19 protein-coding genes are annotated in these 18,722 nt (G+C 70.1%); 7 read left to right on the forward strand and 12 right to left on the reverse strand.

Annotated features, from left to right (window positions below):
• Positions 1-164 precede the first annotated feature (164 nt).
• Entirely contained in the window at positions 165-1,127 is a 963-nt protein-coding gene (locus E1281_RS12595; protein WP_131877617.1) for a WYL domain-containing protein, read from the reverse strand.
• 67 nt (positions 1,128-1,194) lie between these two features.
• Here E1281_RS12595 and E1281_RS12600 point away from each other — a divergent pair, with 67 nt between their 5' ends.
• Complete coding sequence (locus E1281_RS12600) at positions 1,195-2,337, forward strand: epoxide hydrolase family protein (protein WP_131877619.1); 1,143 nt, start codon at positions 1,195-1,197, stop codon at positions 2,335-2,337.
• 143 nt (positions 2,338-2,480) lie between these two features.
• On the opposite strand, the gene dnaB is transcribed toward E1281_RS12600, so the two are convergent.
• Entirely contained in the window at positions 2,481-5,102 is a 2,622-nt protein-coding gene (dnaB, locus tag E1281_RS12605; RefSeq protein ID WP_165958890.1) for a replicative DNA helicase, read from the reverse strand.
• 338 nt (positions 5,103-5,440) lie between these two features.
• Here dnaB and E1281_RS12610 point away from each other — a divergent pair, with 338 nt between their 5' ends.
• Both E1281_RS12610 and E1281_RS12615 read left to right on the forward strand, forming a co-directional pair.
• On the forward strand, positions 5,441-6,769 hold the full coding sequence (locus tag E1281_RS12610; RefSeq protein ID WP_131877623.1) for an MATE family efflux transporter: 1,329 nt from the start codon (positions 5,441-5,443) through the stop codon (positions 6,767-6,769).
• Positions 6,770-6,826: 57 nt separating this feature from the next.
• Positions 6,827-7,015 (forward strand): hypothetical protein, encoded by a 189-nt coding sequence (locus E1281_RS12615; protein ID WP_131877625.1) that lies wholly within the window; start codon positions 6,827-6,829, stop codon positions 7,013-7,015.
• A 123-nt stretch (positions 7,016-7,138) separates the two neighbouring features.
• On the opposite strand, the gene E1281_RS12620 is transcribed toward E1281_RS12615, so the two are convergent.
• The 7 genes from E1281_RS12620 to E1281_RS40190 form a co-directional block, all read right to left on the reverse strand.
• Positions 7,139-7,957 carry a peptidoglycan recognition family protein gene (locus tag E1281_RS12620; RefSeq protein ID WP_243716899.1) on the reverse strand — a complete coding sequence of 273 codons (819 nt, stop codon included), beginning with the start codon at positions 7,955-7,957 and terminating at the stop codon, positions 7,139-7,141.
• A gap of 188 nt (positions 7,958-8,145) precedes the next feature.
• Complete coding sequence (locus E1281_RS12625) at positions 8,146-8,640, reverse strand: hypothetical protein (RefSeq protein ID WP_131877627.1); 495 nt, start codon at positions 8,638-8,640, stop codon at positions 8,146-8,148.
• Between the two features lie 100 nt (positions 8,641-8,740).
• Positions 8,741-9,187 carry a 50S ribosomal protein L9 gene (gene rplI / locus E1281_RS12630; RefSeq protein WP_131877629.1) on the reverse strand — a complete coding sequence of 149 codons (447 nt, stop codon included), beginning with the start codon at positions 9,185-9,187 and terminating at the stop codon, positions 8,741-8,743.
• A 16-nt stretch (positions 9,188-9,203) separates the two neighbouring features.
• The gene (rpsR, locus tag E1281_RS12635; RefSeq protein ID WP_019631633.1) at positions 9,204-9,440 is read right to left on the reverse strand and encodes a 30S ribosomal protein S18; all 237 of its coding nucleotides are present in this window, start codon (positions 9,438-9,440) and stop codon (positions 9,204-9,206) included.
• 75 nt (positions 9,441-9,515) lie between these two features.
• Positions 9,516-10,070: a single-stranded DNA-binding protein gene (locus E1281_RS12640; RefSeq protein ID WP_131877631.1), complete on the reverse strand. Its 555-nt coding sequence runs from the start codon at positions 10,068-10,070 to the stop codon at positions 9,516-9,518.
• Positions 10,071-10,107: 37 nt separating this feature from the next.
• Positions 10,108-10,398, reverse strand: a complete 291-nt coding sequence (gene rpsF / locus E1281_RS12645; RefSeq protein WP_131877633.1) for a 30S ribosomal protein S6 — start codon at positions 10,396-10,398, stop codon at positions 10,108-10,110.
• Between the two features lie 186 nt (positions 10,399-10,584).
• Positions 10,585-10,749 carry a hypothetical protein gene (locus E1281_RS40190; RefSeq protein ID WP_165958891.1) on the reverse strand — a complete coding sequence of 55 codons (165 nt, stop codon included), beginning with the start codon at positions 10,747-10,749 and terminating at the stop codon, positions 10,585-10,587.
• Positions 10,750-10,969: 220 nt separating this feature from the next.
• Between E1281_RS40190 and E1281_RS12650 the strand changes: the two genes are divergently transcribed.
• The 3 genes from E1281_RS12650 (at position 10,970) to E1281_RS12660 (ending at position 12,735) form a co-directional block, all read left to right on the forward strand.
• A complete protein-coding gene (locus tag E1281_RS12650; RefSeq protein ID WP_131877635.1) occupies positions 10,970-11,329 on the forward strand; it encodes a hypothetical protein in 360 nt (119 codons plus the stop codon).
• An 81-nt stretch (positions 11,330-11,410) separates the two neighbouring features.
• Complete coding sequence (locus tag E1281_RS12655; RefSeq protein WP_131877637.1) at positions 11,411-12,178, forward strand: deoxyribonuclease IV; 768 nt, start codon at positions 11,411-11,413, stop codon at positions 12,176-12,178.
• 185 nt (positions 12,179-12,363) lie between these two features.
• Complete coding sequence (locus tag E1281_RS12660) at positions 12,364-12,735, forward strand: DUF4190 domain-containing protein (RefSeq protein ID WP_131877639.1); 372 nt, start codon at positions 12,364-12,366, stop codon at positions 12,733-12,735.
• A gap of 55 nt (positions 12,736-12,790) precedes the next feature.
• On the opposite strand, the gene E1281_RS12665 is transcribed toward E1281_RS12660, so the two are convergent.
• Positions 12,791-13,258 (reverse strand): barstar family protein, encoded by a 468-nt coding sequence (locus E1281_RS12665; RefSeq protein WP_165958892.1) that lies wholly within the window; start codon positions 13,256-13,258, stop codon positions 12,791-12,793.
• Between the two features lie 260 nt (positions 13,259-13,518).
• Between E1281_RS12665 and E1281_RS12670 the strand changes: the two genes are divergently transcribed.
• Positions 13,519-14,445, forward strand: coding sequence for a MerR family transcriptional regulator (locus E1281_RS12670; RefSeq protein ID WP_131877643.1), 927 nt, complete (start codon positions 13,519-13,521; stop codon positions 14,443-14,445).
• A gap of 35 nt (positions 14,446-14,480) precedes the next feature.
• Here E1281_RS12670 and E1281_RS12675 read toward each other — a convergent pair whose 3' ends face one another.
• Entirely contained in the window at positions 14,481-15,926 is a 1,446-nt protein-coding gene (locus E1281_RS12675; RefSeq protein ID WP_131877645.1) for a glycosyltransferase 87 family protein, read from the reverse strand.
• 127 nt (positions 15,927-16,053) lie between these two features.
• Positions 16,054-18,594, reverse strand: coding sequence for a transglycosylase domain-containing protein (locus E1281_RS12680; RefSeq protein ID WP_279433609.1), 2,541 nt, complete (start codon positions 18,592-18,594; stop codon positions 16,054-16,056).
• Positions 18,595-18,722 lie beyond the last annotated feature (128 nt).

Genomic DNA, 18,722 nt, shown 5'->3' on the forward strand with positions numbered 1-18,722 from the left:
CCCCGGACAGGCCCCCCGTAAGGACCGGCACGCACCGCCCGAGGCACTCGCACTCCCGTACGGGGAACACGGCAGGCCGGTTCAGCTGGCGCTCACACGTCCGGCGCCATCCACCGCCGGTGGGCACGCCCTGGCACGCCTGACCTCCCATCCGGCGACCAGGGTCAGTCCGGAGGCAACGCCCTGGCGTAGCGCTGGGAAAGCTCGCGGACGTGTTCGACCAGTTCGGGCGGCGAGTCGACGTGGAAGTCGAACCCCAGCATCCCCACCCAGACGGCGACGGTCTCCAGGCTGTCGGCCCCCGTGACGAGCACGGCGTGCGCCTCGTCCACGGTCTCGACGACGCCGACGGCCGGGTTGATCTTCGCCAGGACCTCCTCCGCGGGCGCGTCGACGAGGATCCGCGCGTGCACCCGCCAGCCGGTCGAGGCCACCTCGCGCAGCACGAACGCCGAGTAGTCGCCGCCCTCCATCGGGCGCGCCTGGAACCGTCCGGCGCCGGGCGTCCGGAGTTCCATCCAGTCGGCACGGAACACCGCCCACTCACCGCCCGGCCGCCGCCGCGCGACGACGTACCAGCGCTGCTGCCAGCTCACCAGGCGGTACGGATCGGCCTCGACCCGCGCGTCGTCGCGGTAGCGGAAGCGCAGGCCCTCCCGGTCCCGGACCGCCGCCGCCAGCTCGCCGATCAGCGCCGCGTCCACGGTGGGGGCGGCCACGTTCGTGCCGGTGTTCGCCGGGCCCGCCTCGGTCGTCTCGCGCAGCGCGCGGACGCGCCGGTGGAGCCGCGCGGGAAGGGAGCGCTCCAGCTTGGCCAGCGCCTCGCCGCCGACGTCGGCCAGCCCCGGCACGACGGTGCCGACCACGCTCAGCCCGACCGCCACCGCCACCGCCTCGTCGTCGGCGAGCAGCAGCGGCGGCAGCCGGCCCTGGTCGCCGAGCCGGTACCCGCCGTCCCGCCCCCGGACGGCGTCGACCGGATAACCCAGCTCCCGCAGCCGCTCGACATCCTTGCGCACGGTGCGGACGTCGATGCCGAGGCGCTCGGCGAGCTGCGGCCCGGTCCAGGCCGGGCGGCCCTGCAGCAGGCCCAGCAGAGCCAGCAGCCTGGCCGACGTGCCGATCACAGTGCCCCCAGAAGTCCATGGCAATACAGGCCCGGAATGATCCTGTATGGACTCTAGCGTGAGTGTCATGACGAACACCGAAAGCACCGCGAACCTGACCATCACGCCGTTCACCGTCGCCGTCGACCAGGCCGACCTGGACGACCTGCGTCACCGGCTAAGCCGCACCCGGTTCGCCGACCAGCTGCCGACGGACGGCTGGTCCCAGGGGACCCCCGTGGACCACCTGCGCGAGACCGTCGATGCCTGGCGCGAATTCGACTGGCGCGCGGTGGAGGCCAGGCTCAACGCGCTGCCCCAGTTCCGCACCGAGATCGACGGGCAGACGATCCACTTCCTCCACGTACGCTCCCGCCACGCCGGCGCGACGCCGCTCCTGCTCACGCACACCTACCCGGGCTCCGTGCTCGACTTCCTCGACATGATCGAGCCGCTGACCGACCCCGAAGCGTCCGGCGGCTCGGCCCGGGACGCCTTCCATCTGGTGATCCCGAGTCTGCCCGGCATGGGCTTCAGCACCCCGCTGGCCGACGGCACGTGGACGACCGCGCACACCGCCAGGGCCTTCGACACGCTGATGCGCGCCCTCGGCTACGACTCCTACGGCGCGCACGGCTCGGACGGCGGCGCGATGGTGTCCCGGGAGCTCGCCAAGGAGGGCGTCCCCGGGTTCCTCGGCGCCCACGTCCTGCAGCTCTTCTCCTTCCCCTCCGGCGACTCGGCCGAGTTCGAGAAGATGACCCCGGCCGACTACGCGGCCCTGGAGTTCGCCGGCTGGTTCCAGAGCGTCAACGGCTACGCCGACCTGAACGCCAAGCGCCCGCTGACGATCGCCGCCGCCCTGAGCGACTCACCGGTCGGGCAGCTGGCCTACAACGAGCTCTTCTGGAACTTCGGCAACGGCACCAGCCTGGTCACCCGGGATCAGGTGCTCGCCCAGGCGAGCCTGATGTGGCTGACCAACACCTCCGCCGGCGCGACCCGCTTCCACCACACGGAGAAGGACGCCGAGAACGGCGTCAACGACGGCCCGATCGGCGTCGCCGTCTTCGCCGACGACTTCCGCTCGATCCGCCCGTTCGCGGAACGCGACAACACCGACATCGTGTCGTGGACCGAGCACCCGCGCGGCGGCCACTTCGCGTCGATGGAGGTGCCCGAGGAACTGACCGACGCCATCCGCACCTTCTACCGCGACCGCCGCCCGTAACCACCCCGCCATCTGCCGCGACCCAGGTCAGCCGCAGGTCACCACGCGGTGCGCGCCACGACGATCCGTCGCGGCGCGCACCGGCCTGTGCGCCGTCACCGGCCGGAACGCCACCAGGGCGTGGTCTGCCTCCGGCCAGAGTCCTATTGGGCCATGTCGACGAAGCGGCTGTAGTGCCCCTGGAAGGCGACGGTCACGGTCGCGGTCGGGCCGTTGCGGTGCTTGGCGACGATCAGGTCGGCCTCACCGGCGCGCGGCGACTCCTTCTCGTACGCGTCCTCCCGATGCAGCAGGATCACCATGTCCGCATCCTGCTCGATTGACCCCGATTCACGTAGATCAGACACCATGGGTTTCTTGTCGGTTCTCTGCTCGGGGCCTCGGTTGAGCTGCGACAGCGCGATGACCGGGACGCCGAGCTCCTTGGCGAGGAGCTTCAGCGAGCGGGAGAACTCCGAGACCTCGACCTGGCGGCTCTCGACGCGCTTGCCCGACGTCATCAGCTGCAGGTAGTCGATGATGACCAGCCGCAGGTCATGCTGCTGCTTGAGCCGCCGGCACTTCGCCCTGATCTCCATCATCGACATGTTGGGCGAGTCGTCGATGAACAGCGGCGCCTCGGCGACCTCGCTCATCCGGCGCGCGAGCCGCGTCCAGTCCTCGTCCTGCATGGTGCCCGACCGCATCGCATGCAGCGCCACCCGCGCCTCGGCCGACAGCAACCGCATCGTGATCTCGTTGCGCCCCATCTCCAGGCTGAAGAACGCCGACGTCAGCCCATGCTTGATCGAGGCGGCCCGGGCGAAATCGAGGGCAAGTGTCGAGTTATGCGTCGGTATGCACGACCGCCCCACCAGATACATGTGATCGGCGTTGTCGACCTGGACGCACCGGACCGGCACGCTCTCCACCGGCCGCACGTCCACGATGTACCGCACCCGCGCCTTCGGCTGGACGTCCTGGCGCTGCCGAGCCGCTTTACGCGGCAACCGGAACACCGGCTCGGGCGGCGTGAAGTTGACCCGGTAGTAGGTGGAGGTCTCCAGGGAACGTCCCTTGACCGGCTTGGTCGTCATCGTCGCCCGATAGCCGAGACTGAGTATCAGCTCGTGCGCTCCTTCGGCGAGCCGCTTGTCGACGAACGCGAGTTGCACCTGCCCGATCTCCGATACGTACCCGTCGGTGTCGAGCATCCCGGCCAGCAACGCCCGCCGCTGTTCCTCAGAGGCCCGCAGGTACTGGGGCGGTATGTGCTTGTTCCGCCACACTCCCAGGTCTTTGACTTTTCGGTTGAGGCCGGGCAAGCCGAACCGTCCGGGAGTCATGCGCCGCGTGACCGGTTGCCCGGCCGATTCGATCTGTTCCAGAATCTCCTCGTCAAAGCAGGTGATAGAGCCATCCGAGCTGCAGCCGCCGCCGAGCCAGGCACCCAGCACGTAGGGATCGACGGGGAGCTCTGCGAAAGGAAGCTGGAACGGCGCCGCAACTTCGACAGCGTGATTGGGACGGTTGTCGCCGTCGCAACGCAGCGTCGCGGCGATCTCCTGGGTCGTCTTGATCGGGCGGTGCTGCGCCATGGTCGCGCAGTTCTTGGGCCGGGCCGCGCGCTCCAGTAGTCCCCGGTAGAGGTGTGTGCACTCATAGCGAAGGTGTCGCTTGGAGGCGCTCGCGTCGACCTCGCCACGGTGCCCCAGCTCCTTGGTCACCGTGCGGAGCACATGCGTGAACACCTCACCGGCTTCGGCCACCGCCTCGCGGTGCATGAGGAGTCGTCGGGGTCCCTCGTCGGCATCCGCCGTCAGCCACCGGACCCGATTGATCGCCTCATCGGACCAGTGATACGCGGTCCTGCGTTGAGTCTGCTGGCGGCGGCCGGCCCGGGTCGTCGTGCGCCACTGGTGCTCGGCGTCGGCGATTACCACCTCGCCGTCCGAGAACTCGACCTCGAAGCAGGGACGACCCTCCATCACCCCGGTTGCGGCGACGACGCGAGTCGGTTTTCCGTCGCTTCCGATCAGATAATCACCGACGGACACTTCCCCCATGGTCGTCCAACCTGACGGGGTTGGAAGGGGAGTTTTCAGACATACCGCCTTGCCCATTGCCGGTCTTGCGGCAACTACCACCATTTGTCCGGGATGGAGGCCGTTGGTCAGGGCGTCCAGGTCGGCGAAGCCGGTGGGGCAGCCGACCATCTGGCCGCCCCGGCTGCCGATCGCCTCGATCTCGTCCAGGGCGCCCGGCATGATCTCGCTGAGGGCGACGTAGTCCTCGCCGGCGCGCTTCTCGGCGATGGCGAAGACCTCGGCCTGGGCGCGGTCGAGGACCTCGTCGGCGTCGGCCCCGTCCGCGGCGTACCCCATCTGGACGATGCGGGTGCCGGTCTCGACCAGGCGGCGCAGGACCGAGCGCTCGTGGACGATCCTGGCGTAGTACCCGGCGTTGGCCGCGGTGGGCACGAGCGAGATCAGGGTGTGCAGGTAGGGGGCGCCGCCGATGCGGCCGATCTCGCCGTTCTTGGCCAGCTCGCCGGCGACGGTGACGGCGTCGGCGGGGTCGCCGCGGCCGTAGAGGTCGAGGATGGTGTCGTAGACGATCTGGTGCGCGGGACGGTAGAAGTCGGGCGTGCGCAGGAGCTCGACGACCTCGGCGATGGCGTCCGGGGAGAGCAGCATGCCGCCGAGGACGCCCTGTTCGGCGGAGATGTCGTGCGGTGGGGTGCGCTCGAACTCGGGCTCGGACGGCCCGATCTCGGCAACGCTCACGTGGCACCCCCTTCATCTGCGGTCGCGACGGTCCCGTCCACCCCTTCGCGAACCGTCCACCCCACGTCTATCCCAAGCGTCCGACATTCTCCCGAGCCCACGCGGCGGCGAGCAAAGCGTCCTGTGGACGAGCCTGTGGACTGCCTGTGCAGACACGCCGGACCAGTTGTGCACGACCTGTGGACAACTTTGTGGATTCATCGCGGAGGACCGCTCCGGCAATCCGTTGAGCTGCGGAAACTTCGTCCACCGGGTGTGCGGGAAAGAAAGTCCGCCGCCCGTCCGGATGTAAGGCGTGAACATTACTAGAGGAATTACAGGCTGGTACCCTCGGCGCGGTGACGACGACTCCCCGGCGGCCCGCGAGGACGCACGATCGCGAGATCCTGCGGCTGGCCGTCCCGGCGTTCGGTGCACTCGTCGCCGAGCCCCTGTTCCTGCTGACGGACTCGGCGATCGTCGGACGTCTCGGCACCGAGCCGCTCGGCGGCCTGGGAGTCGCCGGGCAGGCCCTGAGCACCCTGGTCTACCTGTGCGTCTTCCTCGCATACGGGACGACGGCCGGGGTGGCCCGGCGGCTCGGCGCCGGGGACATGCGGGCCGCGATCCGGCAGGGGATCGACGGCATGTGGCTCGCGCTCGCCATCGGGCTCGTGCTGATCGCGGCCGGGTGGCCGCTGACGTCCCTGATCGTGGAGGCGTTCGGCGCGTCCCCGGCCGTCACGCCGTACGCCGAGACGTACCTCAAGGTGAGCCTGTTCGGCATCCCGTCGATGCTGGTCATCCTGGCCGGGACGGGCGTGCTGCGCGGCCTGCAGGACACCCGCACCCCGCTCCTGGTGTCCATCGGCGGCTTCTCGCTGAACGCCGTGCTCAACGTGCTGTTCGTCCTCGTCCTGGACTGGGGGATCGCGGGCGCGGCGTGGGGGACGGTGATCGCGCAGACGGGGAGCGCCGCCGTCTACGTCCTGGTGGTGCTGCGGGCGGCGCGGCGGCACGGGGCCCCGGTGCGCCCCGACCTGGACGGGTTGAAGACGTCCGCCACGGCGGGTTTCGGCCTGCTGGTCAGGACGGCGGCGCTCCGCGTCGTGCTGATCGTGGGGACGTCGATCGCGGCCCGCATGGGGGACGAGGAGATCGCCGCCTACCAGGTCGGCTTCCAGGTGTGGACGCTGCTGGCGTTCGCGCTCGACGCGATCGCCATCGCCGGTCAGGCCATCACGGGACGCTACCTGGGCGCGTCCGACGTCACGGGCACGCGCGCCGTCACGCGCCGGATGGTGTGGTGGGGGATCTGGTGCGGCGTGGCCTTCGGACTGGTGATCCTGCTGGTCCGTCCGTGGCTTCCCGCCCTGTTCACAGCGGACGGCGGCGTCCACGACCTGCTGTTCGCCACCCTGCTCATCGTCGCGGTGCTGCAACCCGTCGCGGGCGTGGTGTTCGTCCTGGACGGCATCCTGATCGGGGCGGGCGACGGCGCCTACCTCGCCGCGACGACGCTGGTCGCGACGGTCGCGTTCCTGCCGACCGCGATCATCCTCTACCGGGCGGACGCCGGGCTGACCGGACTCTGGGCGGCGATCGGGCTGTGGATGCTGACCCGCCTGCTCACGCTGGGCCTGCGCGCCCGCGGCGACCGGTGGATGGTCACCGGCGCGGTCCGCTGAGCGCCGATTTCCGCGAACCGCACCCGCAACGCCCGTCACACTCGCTACTATTCGAACATGTGTTCCACACATGGCGAGCGGATGGCCCGCCTGACACAGGCGATCGACGACCTGGCGGCGGAAGGCCTCGCCGGTCTGCCTCCCGAAACCCTGGTGGAACGCGTCGCCGGCATCTGGTCCCTGGTCGAAGGCATCGACCCCGAGATAGCCCGCCGCCGAACCCGCTACACCACCCCGGACACCTGACCCGGCCGCCGCCCGCCCTCGCCCCGGCGTCGAAGCGGCGTACGCTCACCGGCCCGTCGGCGTTCGGTGCCGTGGTCGATACCGGGTGCCGGGTGCCGTGGCCGGGTGCCGGTGCCGTGGTGGTCAGCCGAAGCCGTCGAAGGGCGGGAAGATCGGCGCCTCCGGGCCACCGGTCGCGTTGTTCGCGTCCGACGGGCCGTCCATGCGGGCGGCCACCGACCTGCGCAGTTCGGGGAGGCGGGCGTAGAGCCGGTCGCCGGGGCACGCGGTGTTGTTGAAGTCGCGATGGCCCACGATCGCCTGGAACGGGTCGAGGTCGTACGACCGGCAGAGCCACACGCACACCTCCACCAGCGAGTCCCACAACCGGCCCGGGACCTGCTTCTTCGTGTACGTGCCCTCGTTCTCGATCCCGATGGTGTGGTCGTTGTGGTGCAGGACGTGCGCGCCGACGGCGAGGTCCTTCGCCTGGACGGCCTTCAGGCTCTTGTTGCGCCCCTCCATCACGATGCCGCCGCGGCTGATGGTGAGCTGCTGGCCGGCGTCGTCCCAGCCGTTCCGGTCCATGTGCCACGCCTGGATCTTGCGGGACAGGGCGAAGGCGTGGCCGAGCGACCGCTTGCTGGAGTTCGCCGTGGCCGTGTGGTGGATGACGATGCGGTCGGGGGCCCGGCCGACGACCTTGGCCGGACGCTTCGGCGATCGGGCGTTCCATTGGGAGCGCGTGTACACCTGCGGAGCATCCGCCCTGAAGGCGGCGTGACCGCCGGCCTGGAGGTCCGGCCCGGCGGCGGAGAGTTCGTCCGCCATGGCCACATTGTGGACGCTCGCCCCGACCGAGAGCAGGCCCGCCCCCACGACTCCGCCGATGAGCGCGCGGCGCGTCACCAGCGCACCCTCCTGGCCCGTGTCCTCCGCGCCGTCCCCCGAATGCGCGATCAACGCCGCCCCCTTCGTTCCGCGCCGATGTGGTTACGGAACGTATTGGCCGCTGAGTTGATCACCCAAACACAGGGTGATTCAGGGAGGTTTCACATGAAACCCAGAGCGCCCTCCCCGGCATTGAACGGCGCAAAGCCCGATCTTGTAGAAGAAATTGCCGCCACAAGAACCTATCGCGCCACTCGGGCTCACCCGGGTCCGGGCGATCCCAGCCGGTACGTCCCCCAGGCCAGGCCCGCCGCCCCGAACAGCGACAGCAGCACGCCGGCCCCGAGCACGTCGCCGGAGTGGGCGATCCATCGATCGGTCCCCGGCAGCCGGGACGCGGTGACCCGCTCCGGATCGCGCCGCCCGTCGTGGTCGACGAAGGTCAGCCTGGTGCGCTGCCTCTGGCGGCCAGGGGTGACGGCGCCGTCACGCCGGCCGCTCAGCGCGGCCAGCATGGCCCTCCGCCTGGCCTCGTCGTTGGCGCGGGCCTGAGCCGGGCTCTCACCCGTGCAATGCCAGACGGTGCCGCCCTTGACGGAGACGGATCGGCAGTCGATACGGGTGAAGTCGTGCGTCTCCAGCCCGAAGGCCCCGGTCCCCAACGAGATCACACCGACCCCGGCCACCACGGCCCACAGGCCGCCCGCCAACGGCCCCGAGGCCGTCCACCACCGCCGTCCCAACGCCCCTCCCATGCCCGTGATGTCACGGTAAACCGCCTGGCCGATGCCTGGGCATGGAACGACCCCCGTGCTCCGGTGGGCGGAGCGCGGGGGTCGTTCGGTGGAGTGTGCGTCAGGCTTCGACGACGTCCACGTCGATGGTGGCGTTGACGTCGCTGTGCAGGCGGACGCTGACCCGGTGGGTGCCGATGGTCTTGATCGGGTTGCCGATCTCGATGCGGCGGCGGTCCAGGTCGGGGCCGTCGGCCGCGCGGACCGCCTCGGCGATGTCGGCCGCGGTCACGGCGCCGAACAGGCGGCCGCCGCTGCCGGTGCGGGTGCGCAGCGTCACGCGCAGCGCCTTCAGCCGGCCGGCGACCTCCTGGGCGTGCTCGACGGTCGCGATCTCGCGAGCCGAACGCGCCTTCTTGATCGACTCGATCTCCTTCTCGGCGCCCCGGGTCCACCTGATGGCGAAACCGCGGGGGACGAGGTAGTTGCGGCCGTAGCCGTCGCGGACCTCGATGACGTCACCGGGCTCACCGAGTCCGGAGACCTGCTGGGTCAGGATGAGCTTCATGATCTTTCCCCCTGCCTCAGCGCGCGGTGCTGGTGTAGGGCAGCAGCGCCATCTCGCGGGCGTTCTTGATCGCCGTGGCGACGTCCCGCTGGTGCTGGGTGCAGTTGCCGGTCACTCGCCGGGCACGGATCTTGCCGCGGTCGGAGATGAACTTCCGCAGCAGACCGGTGTCCTTGTAGTCGACGTAGGAGATCTTCTCCTGGCAGAAAACGCAAACCTTCTTCTTGGGCTTGCGGGGAGGTGGCTTCGCCATCGTGGTGCTCCTTTGGGAGAGCCCCGCTCACGCGGGAATGGACGTTTACTTGAACTTGCTCGGGTGCCGCGGCCGCTAGAACGGCGGGTCGTCGGAGAAGCCGCCCCCGCCGCCACCGCCGGTGGCCCAGGGGTCGTCGGGCGGGGCGCCGCCGCCCTGCTGGCCGCCGCCGAAACCGCCGCCCTGCTGGCCGCCGCCACCGCCGAAACCGCCGCCGCCCTGGCCGCCGCCGCCGCCGCCGCCGAAGCCGCCGCCTCCGCCCTGCCGCTGGGTCTTGTTGACCTTGGCGGTGGCGTTGCGCAGCGACGGGCCGACCTCTTCGACCTCGATCTCGAAGACGGTGCGCTTCTCACCCTCGCGGGTCTCGTACGACCGCTGCTGAAGGCGGCCCTGCACGATCACCCGCATGCCGCGCTGCAGGGTCTCGGCCACGTTCTCGGCCGCCTGCCGCCAGACGTTGCAGGTCAGGAACAGCGCCTCGCGGTCCTTCCAGTCGCCCGACTGGCGGTCGAAGTACCGCGGGGTCGAGGCGATGCGGAAGGACGCGACCGCCTGGCCGCTCGGGGTGAAGCGCAGGTTCGGGTCCTCGACGAGGTTCCCGACGATCGTGATTACGGTGTCGCCTGCCATGGGGCTCGCTCCGGCTGGTGAGAGGGCTGAGCCTGGCTCAGTGGACCTCGGGGCGGATGACCTTCGTACGGAGGATCGACTCGCTCAGGTTGAGCTGCCGGTCGAGCTCCTTGACCGTGGCAGGCTCAGCCGACAGGTCGACCACCGCGTAGATGCCTTCGGACTTCTTCTGGATGTCGTACGCCAGGCGCCGGCGGCCCCAGACGTCGACCTTCTCCACACTGCCGCCGCCGTCCTTGACGACCTTCAGGAACGGGTCGAGCGCCGCGCCCGCGGTGCGCTCGTCGATGGCGGGGTCGAGGATGGTCATGAGTTCGTAACGACGCATGCTGTGTCCCTACCTCCTCTGGACTGATGCGGTCACGGTCTCTCCGTGACAGGAGGGCTGTTGCGTCTCCCGCGGCTGTGCCGGGACCCGGATCGCCGGGCGCACCTGCCGTGAGACCGATACAGGCTACCAACAGTTGGCAGCGTGTGAGCCGGTTCCGCCGGTACGGCGGCTCGGTGCGGCGGCTCAGTGCCGCGCGTGCCGGCGGACCTTGCCGGCGCAGCGCCGCCGCTCCAGTTCGGCCATGATGTCGGCCATCCGGGCGCGCATGCGGGCGGTCTGGGTCGTCAGCAGCGACAGCTCCTCGACGAGCTCCGCGTCACCGATGAGCCCCAGCTCAGCTTTCGTCAAGATGGTGCACCTCCTGCTCTCCCCCGCTTCCCCTCGGGGGAACGGACCGAGCCGGTTTCTCGAATCCATGTTCGACTCTACCGGGCGCCGCCGACATTTTCCGTCCGACCGCGCCGGTTGATCCGCGGTCCCGGTGGGCATCTCTACCGGCATGGTCCGTCCGGTCCCGCGCACACCACACACCCCCGGCGCGGGAGCCCTGACCTGAGGAGGGTCTCCGATGCCGCAGGAGGCAGCAGGCACCAGGAAGCCCACAGACACCAGGAAGCCCACAGACACCAGGAAGCCCACAGACACCAGGAAGCAGGGCATCGGCCTCGACGGCAGGCCCGAGTCGCACCGGTACCAGGATGCGCTGGCGATCACCTCGATCACGATCGGTGTCGCCGCTCTCATCCTCGGCTGGATCGAGGCGACCCACTTCCCCGGCGCCATCGCCGGTCTGATCGGCCTGCCGCTCGCCCTGTACTCCCAGATGATCTCCGAGACGACGAACGAACGCTGGCTGAACGTCGTCGGCATGGTGACCTCGTTCCTGGGCATCGGCTTCGCCCTGAACAACGGCGGCCTGTCGCTCTGACCCCGTCCTCCGCCTGACCTCCCGCGCCGCGGTCCCGGCCGGCGGACGCAGGTGTCGGAGGGCGCGGCTAGGCTCGTCGGCATGCGCATCGGAGCCCATGTCGACCAGATCAACCCGCTCGACAACGCCCGCGCGATCGGGGCTGACGTCGTCCAGTTCTTCCTGGGCGACCCGCAGGGTTGGAAGAAGCCCGTCCTGCCGGAAGGCGTGGAGGCGCTGGCGGGCTCCGGCGTGGACGTCTACGTACACGCGCCGTACACGATCAATGTGGCGACATCCAACAACAGGATCCGCATCCCCAGCCGCAAGAACCTCACCCAGCAACTGGAGGCGGCCGCGTCCATCGGCGCGAAGGCGCTGATCGTGCACGGTGGCCATGTGCTGAAGGACGACGACCCCGAGACGGGTTTCGAGAACTGGCGCAAGGTGTTCGAGCGGGTCGAGTGCCCCATCCCCGTCTACATCGAGAACACCGCGGGCGGCGGAAACGCCATGGCGCGCAAGTTCGACCGGATCTCACGGCTGTGGGAGGTGCTGTCCGGGGTACCGGGGCTGGAGTCCAAGCTCGGCTTCTGCCTCGACACCTGCCACGCGCACGCGGCGGGGGAGGAACTCATCGACGCCGTCGACCGCATCAAGGCCATCACCGGCCGCATCGACCTGGTGCACTGCAACGACAGCCGCGACGCGTTCGGGTCCGGGGCCGACCGGCACGCCAACCTGGGCAGCGGCAACATCGAACCCGATCTGATCCTGGGCGTGGTGCGGGCCGCGGGCGCGCCCGTCGTGGTGGAGACACCGGCGGACGGCCAGGCGGAGGACATCTCCTGGTTGCGTTCCAAGCTCTGACGGCGCAAAGTCAGAGGTGGCCGCGGGAGGCGGGAACCCGCGAGGCCGACGCGACATCTAACCCCTCATAAGACCCAGCATGACGACATAACCGAAGGTCGCGTCACACTGGCATAATCCGGAACCAAGCCTCAGCGCACGCGCGTCCACTCCGGCGGCGGGCGCGCGAACCGATCGGGAATCACATGGCATACGACCCCTACGGCTACGGCTCCCAGGACCCCTACGCCCAGTCCTACTCCCAGCAGCCCGTGCAGCAGCACCACTACTACGGCTCCGCCCCGGTCGCCGCGCCGACGAACGGCATGGCCACCGCTTCGATGATCTGCGGCATCATCGGCTTCTTCGCCTGCGGCCTGACGTCCATCCTCGCGATCATCTTCGGGCACGTCGCGCAGAGCCAGATCAAGCGGACCGGTGAGGGCGGCAGCGGCATGGCCGTTACCGGCCTCATCCTCGGCTACCTCCTCACGGTGGGCTGGATCGTCTTCTGGTTCCTTTACATCCTGGGGCTGGCGATGTTCGCCGCCGAGACGGGCAGCACGACCACCTACTAGATCCACCCAGACCTACGAGACCCACAGCGAGACCCACGAGACCTCCTCGGGGCGGTCAGGCGAGGCGGGGGACGCCTGCAACTTCCACACCGACGCTCGACATCAGCACGGTCATGGGGGTGGAGGTGTCCCGCCACGCCTTCACCGCGGCCGCGAACACGTCCAGGACGGCGCGGAACGACCGCTGGTCGGCATCGGCGAGTTCGGCCCACGACTCGTACCGCACGAGGTAGCCGCTCTTCGCGGGCGTCCACGACAGGTCGGCGAGGCTCTCGCGCAGTTCGTCCCAGCCGTCGGCCGCCCCGGCGGGGAGTTCGAAGACGTCCGCGCACAGCCGCAGGAACGCGTCCTTGTCGCGGGCGCGGCGCCCGTCGAGGTGGAAGGCGCGCAGGCCCGCCTCCTCGGCCCGTTCGGTCCAGCTCGTGTCGCCGACCGCGCCCGGCACCGGGGGCGTCCGCCATTGGTAGACGCCCGGTTCCAGCCGTCCGGCGAGCAGTTCGGTCAGTGCCTGGTTCGCGTCCACGTCATCTCCCGGAGATTCGTGCCCCCGCGCGTCCGCGCGGCCCGGGGGCGACCCGCCCCACCGGCCGCGATCATCCCCGCACATCACCCACGGAATCCCCCAATATGGGCAGATTCCGGCCAGATCTTCCCGGGGAAGGACACCGGGTGCGTCCGAGATCGTCGCACAGCCGCCCCTGGCGGACGGTCACCGACGCGCTGACCTGCGTCGATGACGACGGGCTTGAGTCTCTAGTGACTGGAGGCCGCATGGTGGACCGCATGGAAGGCGACACCCTGTACACGATCGGCGAGCTGGCACGCCGCACCGGCCTCTCGGTGCGGACGATCCGGTTCTACTCCGACGAGGGCGTGGTGCCGGCGACCTCACGTACCGCAGCCGGATACCGGCTGTACGACGTGGAAGCCGTCGCGCGCCTCGACCTGGTACGGACGCTGCGCGACCTCGGCGTCGATCTCGGCACGATCCGGCGGGTGCTGGACCACGAGATCGGCGTGAACGAGGTCGCGACGACGCACGCCGAAGCGCTGGACGTCCAGATCCGGACGCTCCGGCTGCGCCGGGCCGTGCTGCGGGCGGTCGCCAAGCGAGGATCCAGTCCCGAGGAGATCGAAATCATGCACAAACTCGCGAGGCTCTCCGACGAGGAGCGCCGCCGCATCATCACCGACTTCATCGACGAGTCGTTCGCCGGGCTCGACGTGGACCCGGGCTTCGAGGCGAAGATGCGGTCCGCGCTGCCGGAACTGCCCGACGACCCCGAGCCCGAGCAGGTCGACGCCTGGGTCGAACTGGCCGAGCTGGTCGGCGACCCGTCGTTCCGGACGGCGGTGCGGCGGATGGCCGAGGCCCAGGCCGCCGAGATCGGGAAGGGCACCTACCCCGAGGACGCGGCACGCCTCGGCACGGCGACGGGAGAGAAGATCGCGGCGGCGATGGCCGACGGGATCGAGCCGGGTTCGGACGCCGCCCGCCCCATCGTCGACGAGCTGGTGGCCATGTACGCGGAGGCGTACGGCACCACGGACAGCGCCGAGTTCAGGCACGAGCTGCTGAGGAGGACGGAGCTCGGTACCGACCCGCGCGCGGAGCGGTACTGGCAGCTGATCGCCACCATCAACGGCTGGCCCGTCTGGCCCGCGATGACCCCGGCGTTCGAATGGTTCATCGAGGCCCTGCGCGACTAGCGGGACCCGCGCGGCCGGGGAAGGGCTCCGCGCGGCTAGGAAGGTGCTGGGGCGCCGGCGTGGCGACGGCCGCGCCAGCGTCCCAGCGAGATCACGTCGTCCGCGTCGTCGAGGAGGCCGCCGGCCGGATCGTCCACGCCGTCCGACCGGACCGCGTCGGCGGACGGCCGCAGGATCTCCCACACCACCAGTGCCGCCAGCGCCAGGACCGTGACGAACCGCGCGAGCAGCGCGAGGTGGTAGACCCCCTGGCTGATGCCGCCCTCGGGCGCGTCGAAGCTCAGCACCGCCGACAGCGTCCCGGACAGATCGGCGCCCTCGGTCTGGGCGGAGACCGACAGCAGGAACCACCAGATGCCGAAGAAGTAGACGATCTCGCCGACCTGCCACACCACGAACGCCGGCAGCTTCGGACGCGCCAGGACGACGAGCGGCAGCAACCACAGCACGTACTGCGGCGACCAGACCTTGTTCGGCAGCATGAACGCGACCAGCACGAGGAACATCAGCTGCGGCAGGCGCGGCCGCTCCGGGGCGGCGAGCGCGAGGACGGCGATCCCCGCGGCCAGGACGAGGAACGTGCCCGTCCCGAGGAGATTGAGCTGCCCGGTCTCCGACGACACGTTCTCCAGCCCGTGCTCCTGGAGGAAGAAGAAGATCGAGCCCCAGTCGACGCCGCGTCCCTGGCTGAAGGTGTAGAACTCCTTCCAGCCGTCCCACGCGAACAGCATCACGGGCAGGTTGACCGCGAGCCAGGCGCCCGCGGTGCCGGCGAGCATCCGTCCCATGGCGCGCCACTGCCCGGCGCGCACGCACAGCAGGACCAGTGGTCCGAGGAACAGCAGCGGGTAGAACTTCGCCGCGATCGCCAGCCCGAGCATCGCGCCCGCGAGCGCCGGGCGGCGCACCGACCAGGCGGCGAGCGCCAGCGCGGACAGCGCCACCGCGAGCAGGTCCCAGTTGATGTAGGCGGTGAGCAGCAGCGAGGGGGACAGCGCCACCATCAGGCCGGCGCGGAGCGAGCGCCGTCCGGCCACGTACGCGGTGGCGAGGACGGCCACGACCGCGAGGACGGCGAGCAGCAGCGCGGTGATGTTGAAGAACGCCAGCCCGCGGGCGCCCACGTCGAACGGCTGCGCCAGCCAGGCGACCACCTGCATGAAGGCGCCGGACAGCACCGGGTACTCCACGTACTGGATGTCCGAGCCGGTCAGTACGTCGAAGTACGGGGTCTTGCCTTCGCTCAGCCCGCGCACGTAGTAGAGGGGATAGATGTCGGTGTAGCAGGCGTTCGACGTCGTCTGGAGGAAATCGAACTTCGCCGACGAGCAGGGCTGCTTCTGCAGCCAGCCGAGCAGGCACACGAACGCGGTGAGGCCCGCCAGCACCGGCCCGAAGCGTCTGAGCCGCCCGGGGTCGTCCACCTCGTCGGTGCCGGTGCCGGACGCGGACTTCTTGAGCCTCTCGGATGACGAAGCCATAGGCAGCAAGACTATTGGTCATCGCGCCCACCCTGGGACACGCCCGCCGGAAACGGGAACGGCCCGGAACCCCGAGGGCTCCGGGCCGTGCCGCCTGGACGGGCGGGGACGCGTGTCCCGTCCGCCGCTAGTTGCGGCTGCCGCCGTTCGGGTTGGGAGGATCCTGCTGGTCCTCGTCCCGGCAGACGGGATGGTTCTGGTTCTGAGGCCGCGCGCACCACCAGCCCGTGTCCCCCTCCGGGGGCAGGCTCGGATCGCATCCGGCCGGCAGGCCGAGCTGGTTGCAGGGCTGTCCCGGCCCTGGCGGGCTGCTCGGCGAGTTGGTCGGGCTCGGCGACTCCGACGGGCAGCCCGGCCGCTGGTTCGGCTGGCCCGGCCGGCAGTCCGGCGAGGTGGTGGGGCTCGGCGTGTTCGACGGCGTCGGCGCCGGCGTCGCCTTCGCCCACGGAGCGACCTCGCCGCCGTTGACCGGCGGGGGGAACTGCGTGATCGGCTTGTTCTCCAGGGCCTTGGTCATGAACTTCTTGAACAGGTCGGCGGGGACCGTACCACCGTAGACCTGGCTGTAGTTGCCCACACCGATCAGCGACTTGCGGTTCCCGTTCTTGTCCTGGCGCCACATCGCCGACGCCGTCACGAGCTCAGGCGTGTAGCCGACGAACCAGGCCGACTTGTTCTCGTCCGTCGTACCGGTCTTGCCGGCGACCGGGCGGCTGCCGAGGCTCGCGCGCTCACCGGTACCGGACGTGACGACCGCGCGCATCGCCGAGGTGGCGTCCGCCGCGACGCCCTCGGAGAACGCCCGCACCGGCGTCTCGTACGGCAGCTTCTCCAGGACCTCCCCCTTCTCGTTGGTGATCGGGTTGCCCTGGTTGTCGGTGACCTCGTCGATCACGTGCGCCTGCCGGTGCTGGCCGCCCCCGGCGAACGTCGAGTAGACCGAGGCCATCGTGACCGGGGTCGTGTCGATGACGCCGAGCGGCAGCGAGGTGTAGTTGGCGTTGAGGTTCTCGGTGTCCTTGGGGATGCCCATCTTCTTGGCCATCTCCACGACGTTGGACAGCTGGACCTTCTGCCCCAGCTCGACGTACGACGTGTTGATCGACATCGCCGTCATCTGCTTGAGGTTGTAGACGCCGTTCTCCGCGCGGTTGTCGTTGGTGAACGTCGCGCCGTTGATCGTCCGCTTGTAGCTGCCGTCCATCGTGGTGTTCAGGCTGATGCCCTGGTCGAGGGCGGTGGCCAGGACGATCGGCTTGAACGACGAACCCGGCTGCACGCTCCCCTGGAAGGAGTTGTCGAACTGCTGCTTGCGGAAGTCGGGGCCGCCGTAGGCCGCGACCACACCACCCGTCTTCGGGTCGACCGCCGTCAGCCCGAACTGGATGTCGTTGCCGAGCCCGTTCTCCTTCCGGATCTGCTGGACGGCCTTGTTGGTGTAGTCCTGCAGATCCTTGTTGAACGTGGTCTTGATCTTCAGCCCGCTCGCCATCATCTCGTCGGTGATGCCGAGCGACTTCAGCTCCGCCTCCACCCGGGCCGTCAGATAGCCGGAGTTCGGGTCGTCCGGGACGTCGCTCCAGTTCTCCTGGGTCTGCGGGAACTTCGCCGCCGCGCGCTTGCCCGGGTCGAGCCATTTCTGCTCGACCATCCCGTCGAGGACGTAGTTCCAGCGGTCGATCAGCGCCTGCTTGGCCGGGTTGGACGCCGGGCCGAAGGTGGCGAAGTAGTAGGGACGCTGGATCATCGCGGCGAGCATCGCCGCCTCGGACTCGTTGATCTTGTGCACGGGCTTGTGGAAGTACGCGCGGGAGGCCGCCTGGACACCGAACGAGTGGCGTCCGAACGGGACGGTGTTCAGGTACAGCTCAAGGATCTTCTCCTTCTCCATCTCCTGGCCGAGACGGATGGAGATCAGAATCTCCTTGAACTTGCGGCTGATCGTCCGGTCGCGGCTGAGGCCCGCGTAGTAGTTCCGGGCCATCTGCTGCGTGATCGTCGAGGCGCCCGCGACGTCGCCGCCGGTCGCCGCGCGGAAAATCGCGCCCGCGATACCGGTCGGCGAGATGCCCGGCTCGGTCCAGAAGCCGCGGTCCTCCGCCGCGAGGATCGCGTTCTGGACGTGCTTCGGCACCTTCTCCAGCGGGACGTTCTCGCGGTGCGTGCCGATCCGGGCGAGCGGCGAGCCGTCCGAGTACGTGATCACCGACTCCTGACGGATCGCGTCCTGCTGCTTCTCCGTCGGGATGGGCGTGTTGGCGTACGCGACGACGACGAGCACCGTCGTGGCGAGGATCATCACCGCGATGGCGGCGACGATGATCTTCCAGGACGGTATGTAGCGCCGCCAGCCGGCCTTCTCCGGATCGTCGGGCTTGGACCGCTTGCCGCGTCGCTCGTCCCCCCAGAAGCCGCCGTCCCCGGAACCGCCGGGGCCACCCGGACCGCCGCCGGGACCACCGGGACCGCGGCCGCCGGGACCACGCCCGCCGGGTCCGCCCGGCCCACCGGGTCCGCCCGGCCCACCGGGTCCGCCCGGTCCACCTGGGCCGCCGCGTCCGCCGCGGCCGCCACCGGCACCGCCGCGGCCGCCGGGACGGCCGCCCGGCCCCGACCCCATGGCCGATGAGGCGGCGCGGCGCTTGCCGCCGCCGCCGGGTGCGCCCATCCGTGCGGGGCCGCCGGAGCGTCCGCCCTGCCTGCCGCCGGGGCGCGGGCCCTTGCCGGGCGCGGGCGAGCCGGACGGTCCGCCACGCGGACCACCGGCGGGCGCGCCCGAACCGCCGGGACGGGGGG

Source organism: Actinomadura sp. KC345, assembly GCF_004348515.1.
Taxonomy (GTDB): Bacteria; Actinomycetota; Actinomycetes; order Streptosporangiales; family Streptosporangiaceae; genus Spirillospora.

What these genes read in the sequence shown, in the direction of transcription:
- E1281_RS12600 (WP_131877619.1), top strand. Translation starts at nt 1,195, where the DNA reads ATGACGAACACCGAAAGCACCGCGAACCTGACCATCACGCCGTTCACC.
- E1281_RS12615 (WP_131877625.1), top strand. Translation starts at nt 6,827, where the DNA reads ATGTGTTCCACACATGGCGAGCGGATGGCCCGCCTGACACAGGCGATC.
- E1281_RS12625 (WP_131877627.1), bottom strand. Translation starts at nt 8,640, where the DNA reads ATGGGAGGGGCGTTGGGACGGCGGTGGTGGACGGCCTCGGGGCCGTTG.
- rplI (WP_131877629.1), bottom strand. Translation starts at nt 9,187, where the DNA reads ATGAAGCTCATCCTGACCCAGCAGGTCTCCGGACTCGGTGAGCCCGGT.
- rpsR (WP_019631633.1), bottom strand. Translation starts at nt 9,440, where the DNA reads ATGGCGAAGCCACCTCCCCGCAAGCCCAAGAAGAAGGTTTGCGTTTTC.
- E1281_RS12640 (WP_131877631.1), bottom strand. Translation starts at nt 10,070, where the DNA reads ATGGCAGGCGACACCGTAATCACGATCGTCGGGAACCTCGTCGAGGAC.
- rpsF (WP_131877633.1), bottom strand. Translation starts at nt 10,398, where the DNA reads ATGCGTCGTTACGAACTCATGACCATCCTCGACCCCGCCATCGACGAG.
- E1281_RS12650 (WP_131877635.1), top strand. Translation starts at nt 10,970, where the DNA reads ATGCCGCAGGAGGCAGCAGGCACCAGGAAGCCCACAGACACCAGGAAG.
- E1281_RS12655 (WP_131877637.1), top strand. Translation starts at nt 11,411, where the DNA reads ATGCGCATCGGAGCCCATGTCGACCAGATCAACCCGCTCGACAACGCC.
- E1281_RS12660 (WP_131877639.1), top strand. Translation starts at nt 12,364, where the DNA reads ATGGCATACGACCCCTACGGCTACGGCTCCCAGGACCCCTACGCCCAG.
- E1281_RS12670 (WP_131877643.1), top strand. Translation starts at nt 13,519, where the DNA reads ATGGAAGGCGACACCCTGTACACGATCGGCGAGCTGGCACGCCGCACC.
- E1281_RS12675 (WP_131877645.1), bottom strand. Translation starts at nt 15,926, where the DNA reads ATGGCTTCGTCATCCGAGAGGCTCAAGAAGTCCGCGTCCGGCACCGGC.
- E1281_RS12680 (WP_279433609.1), bottom strand. Translation starts at nt 18,594, where the DNA reads ATGGGCGCACCCGGCGGCGGCGGCAAGCGCCGCGCCGCCTCATCGGCC.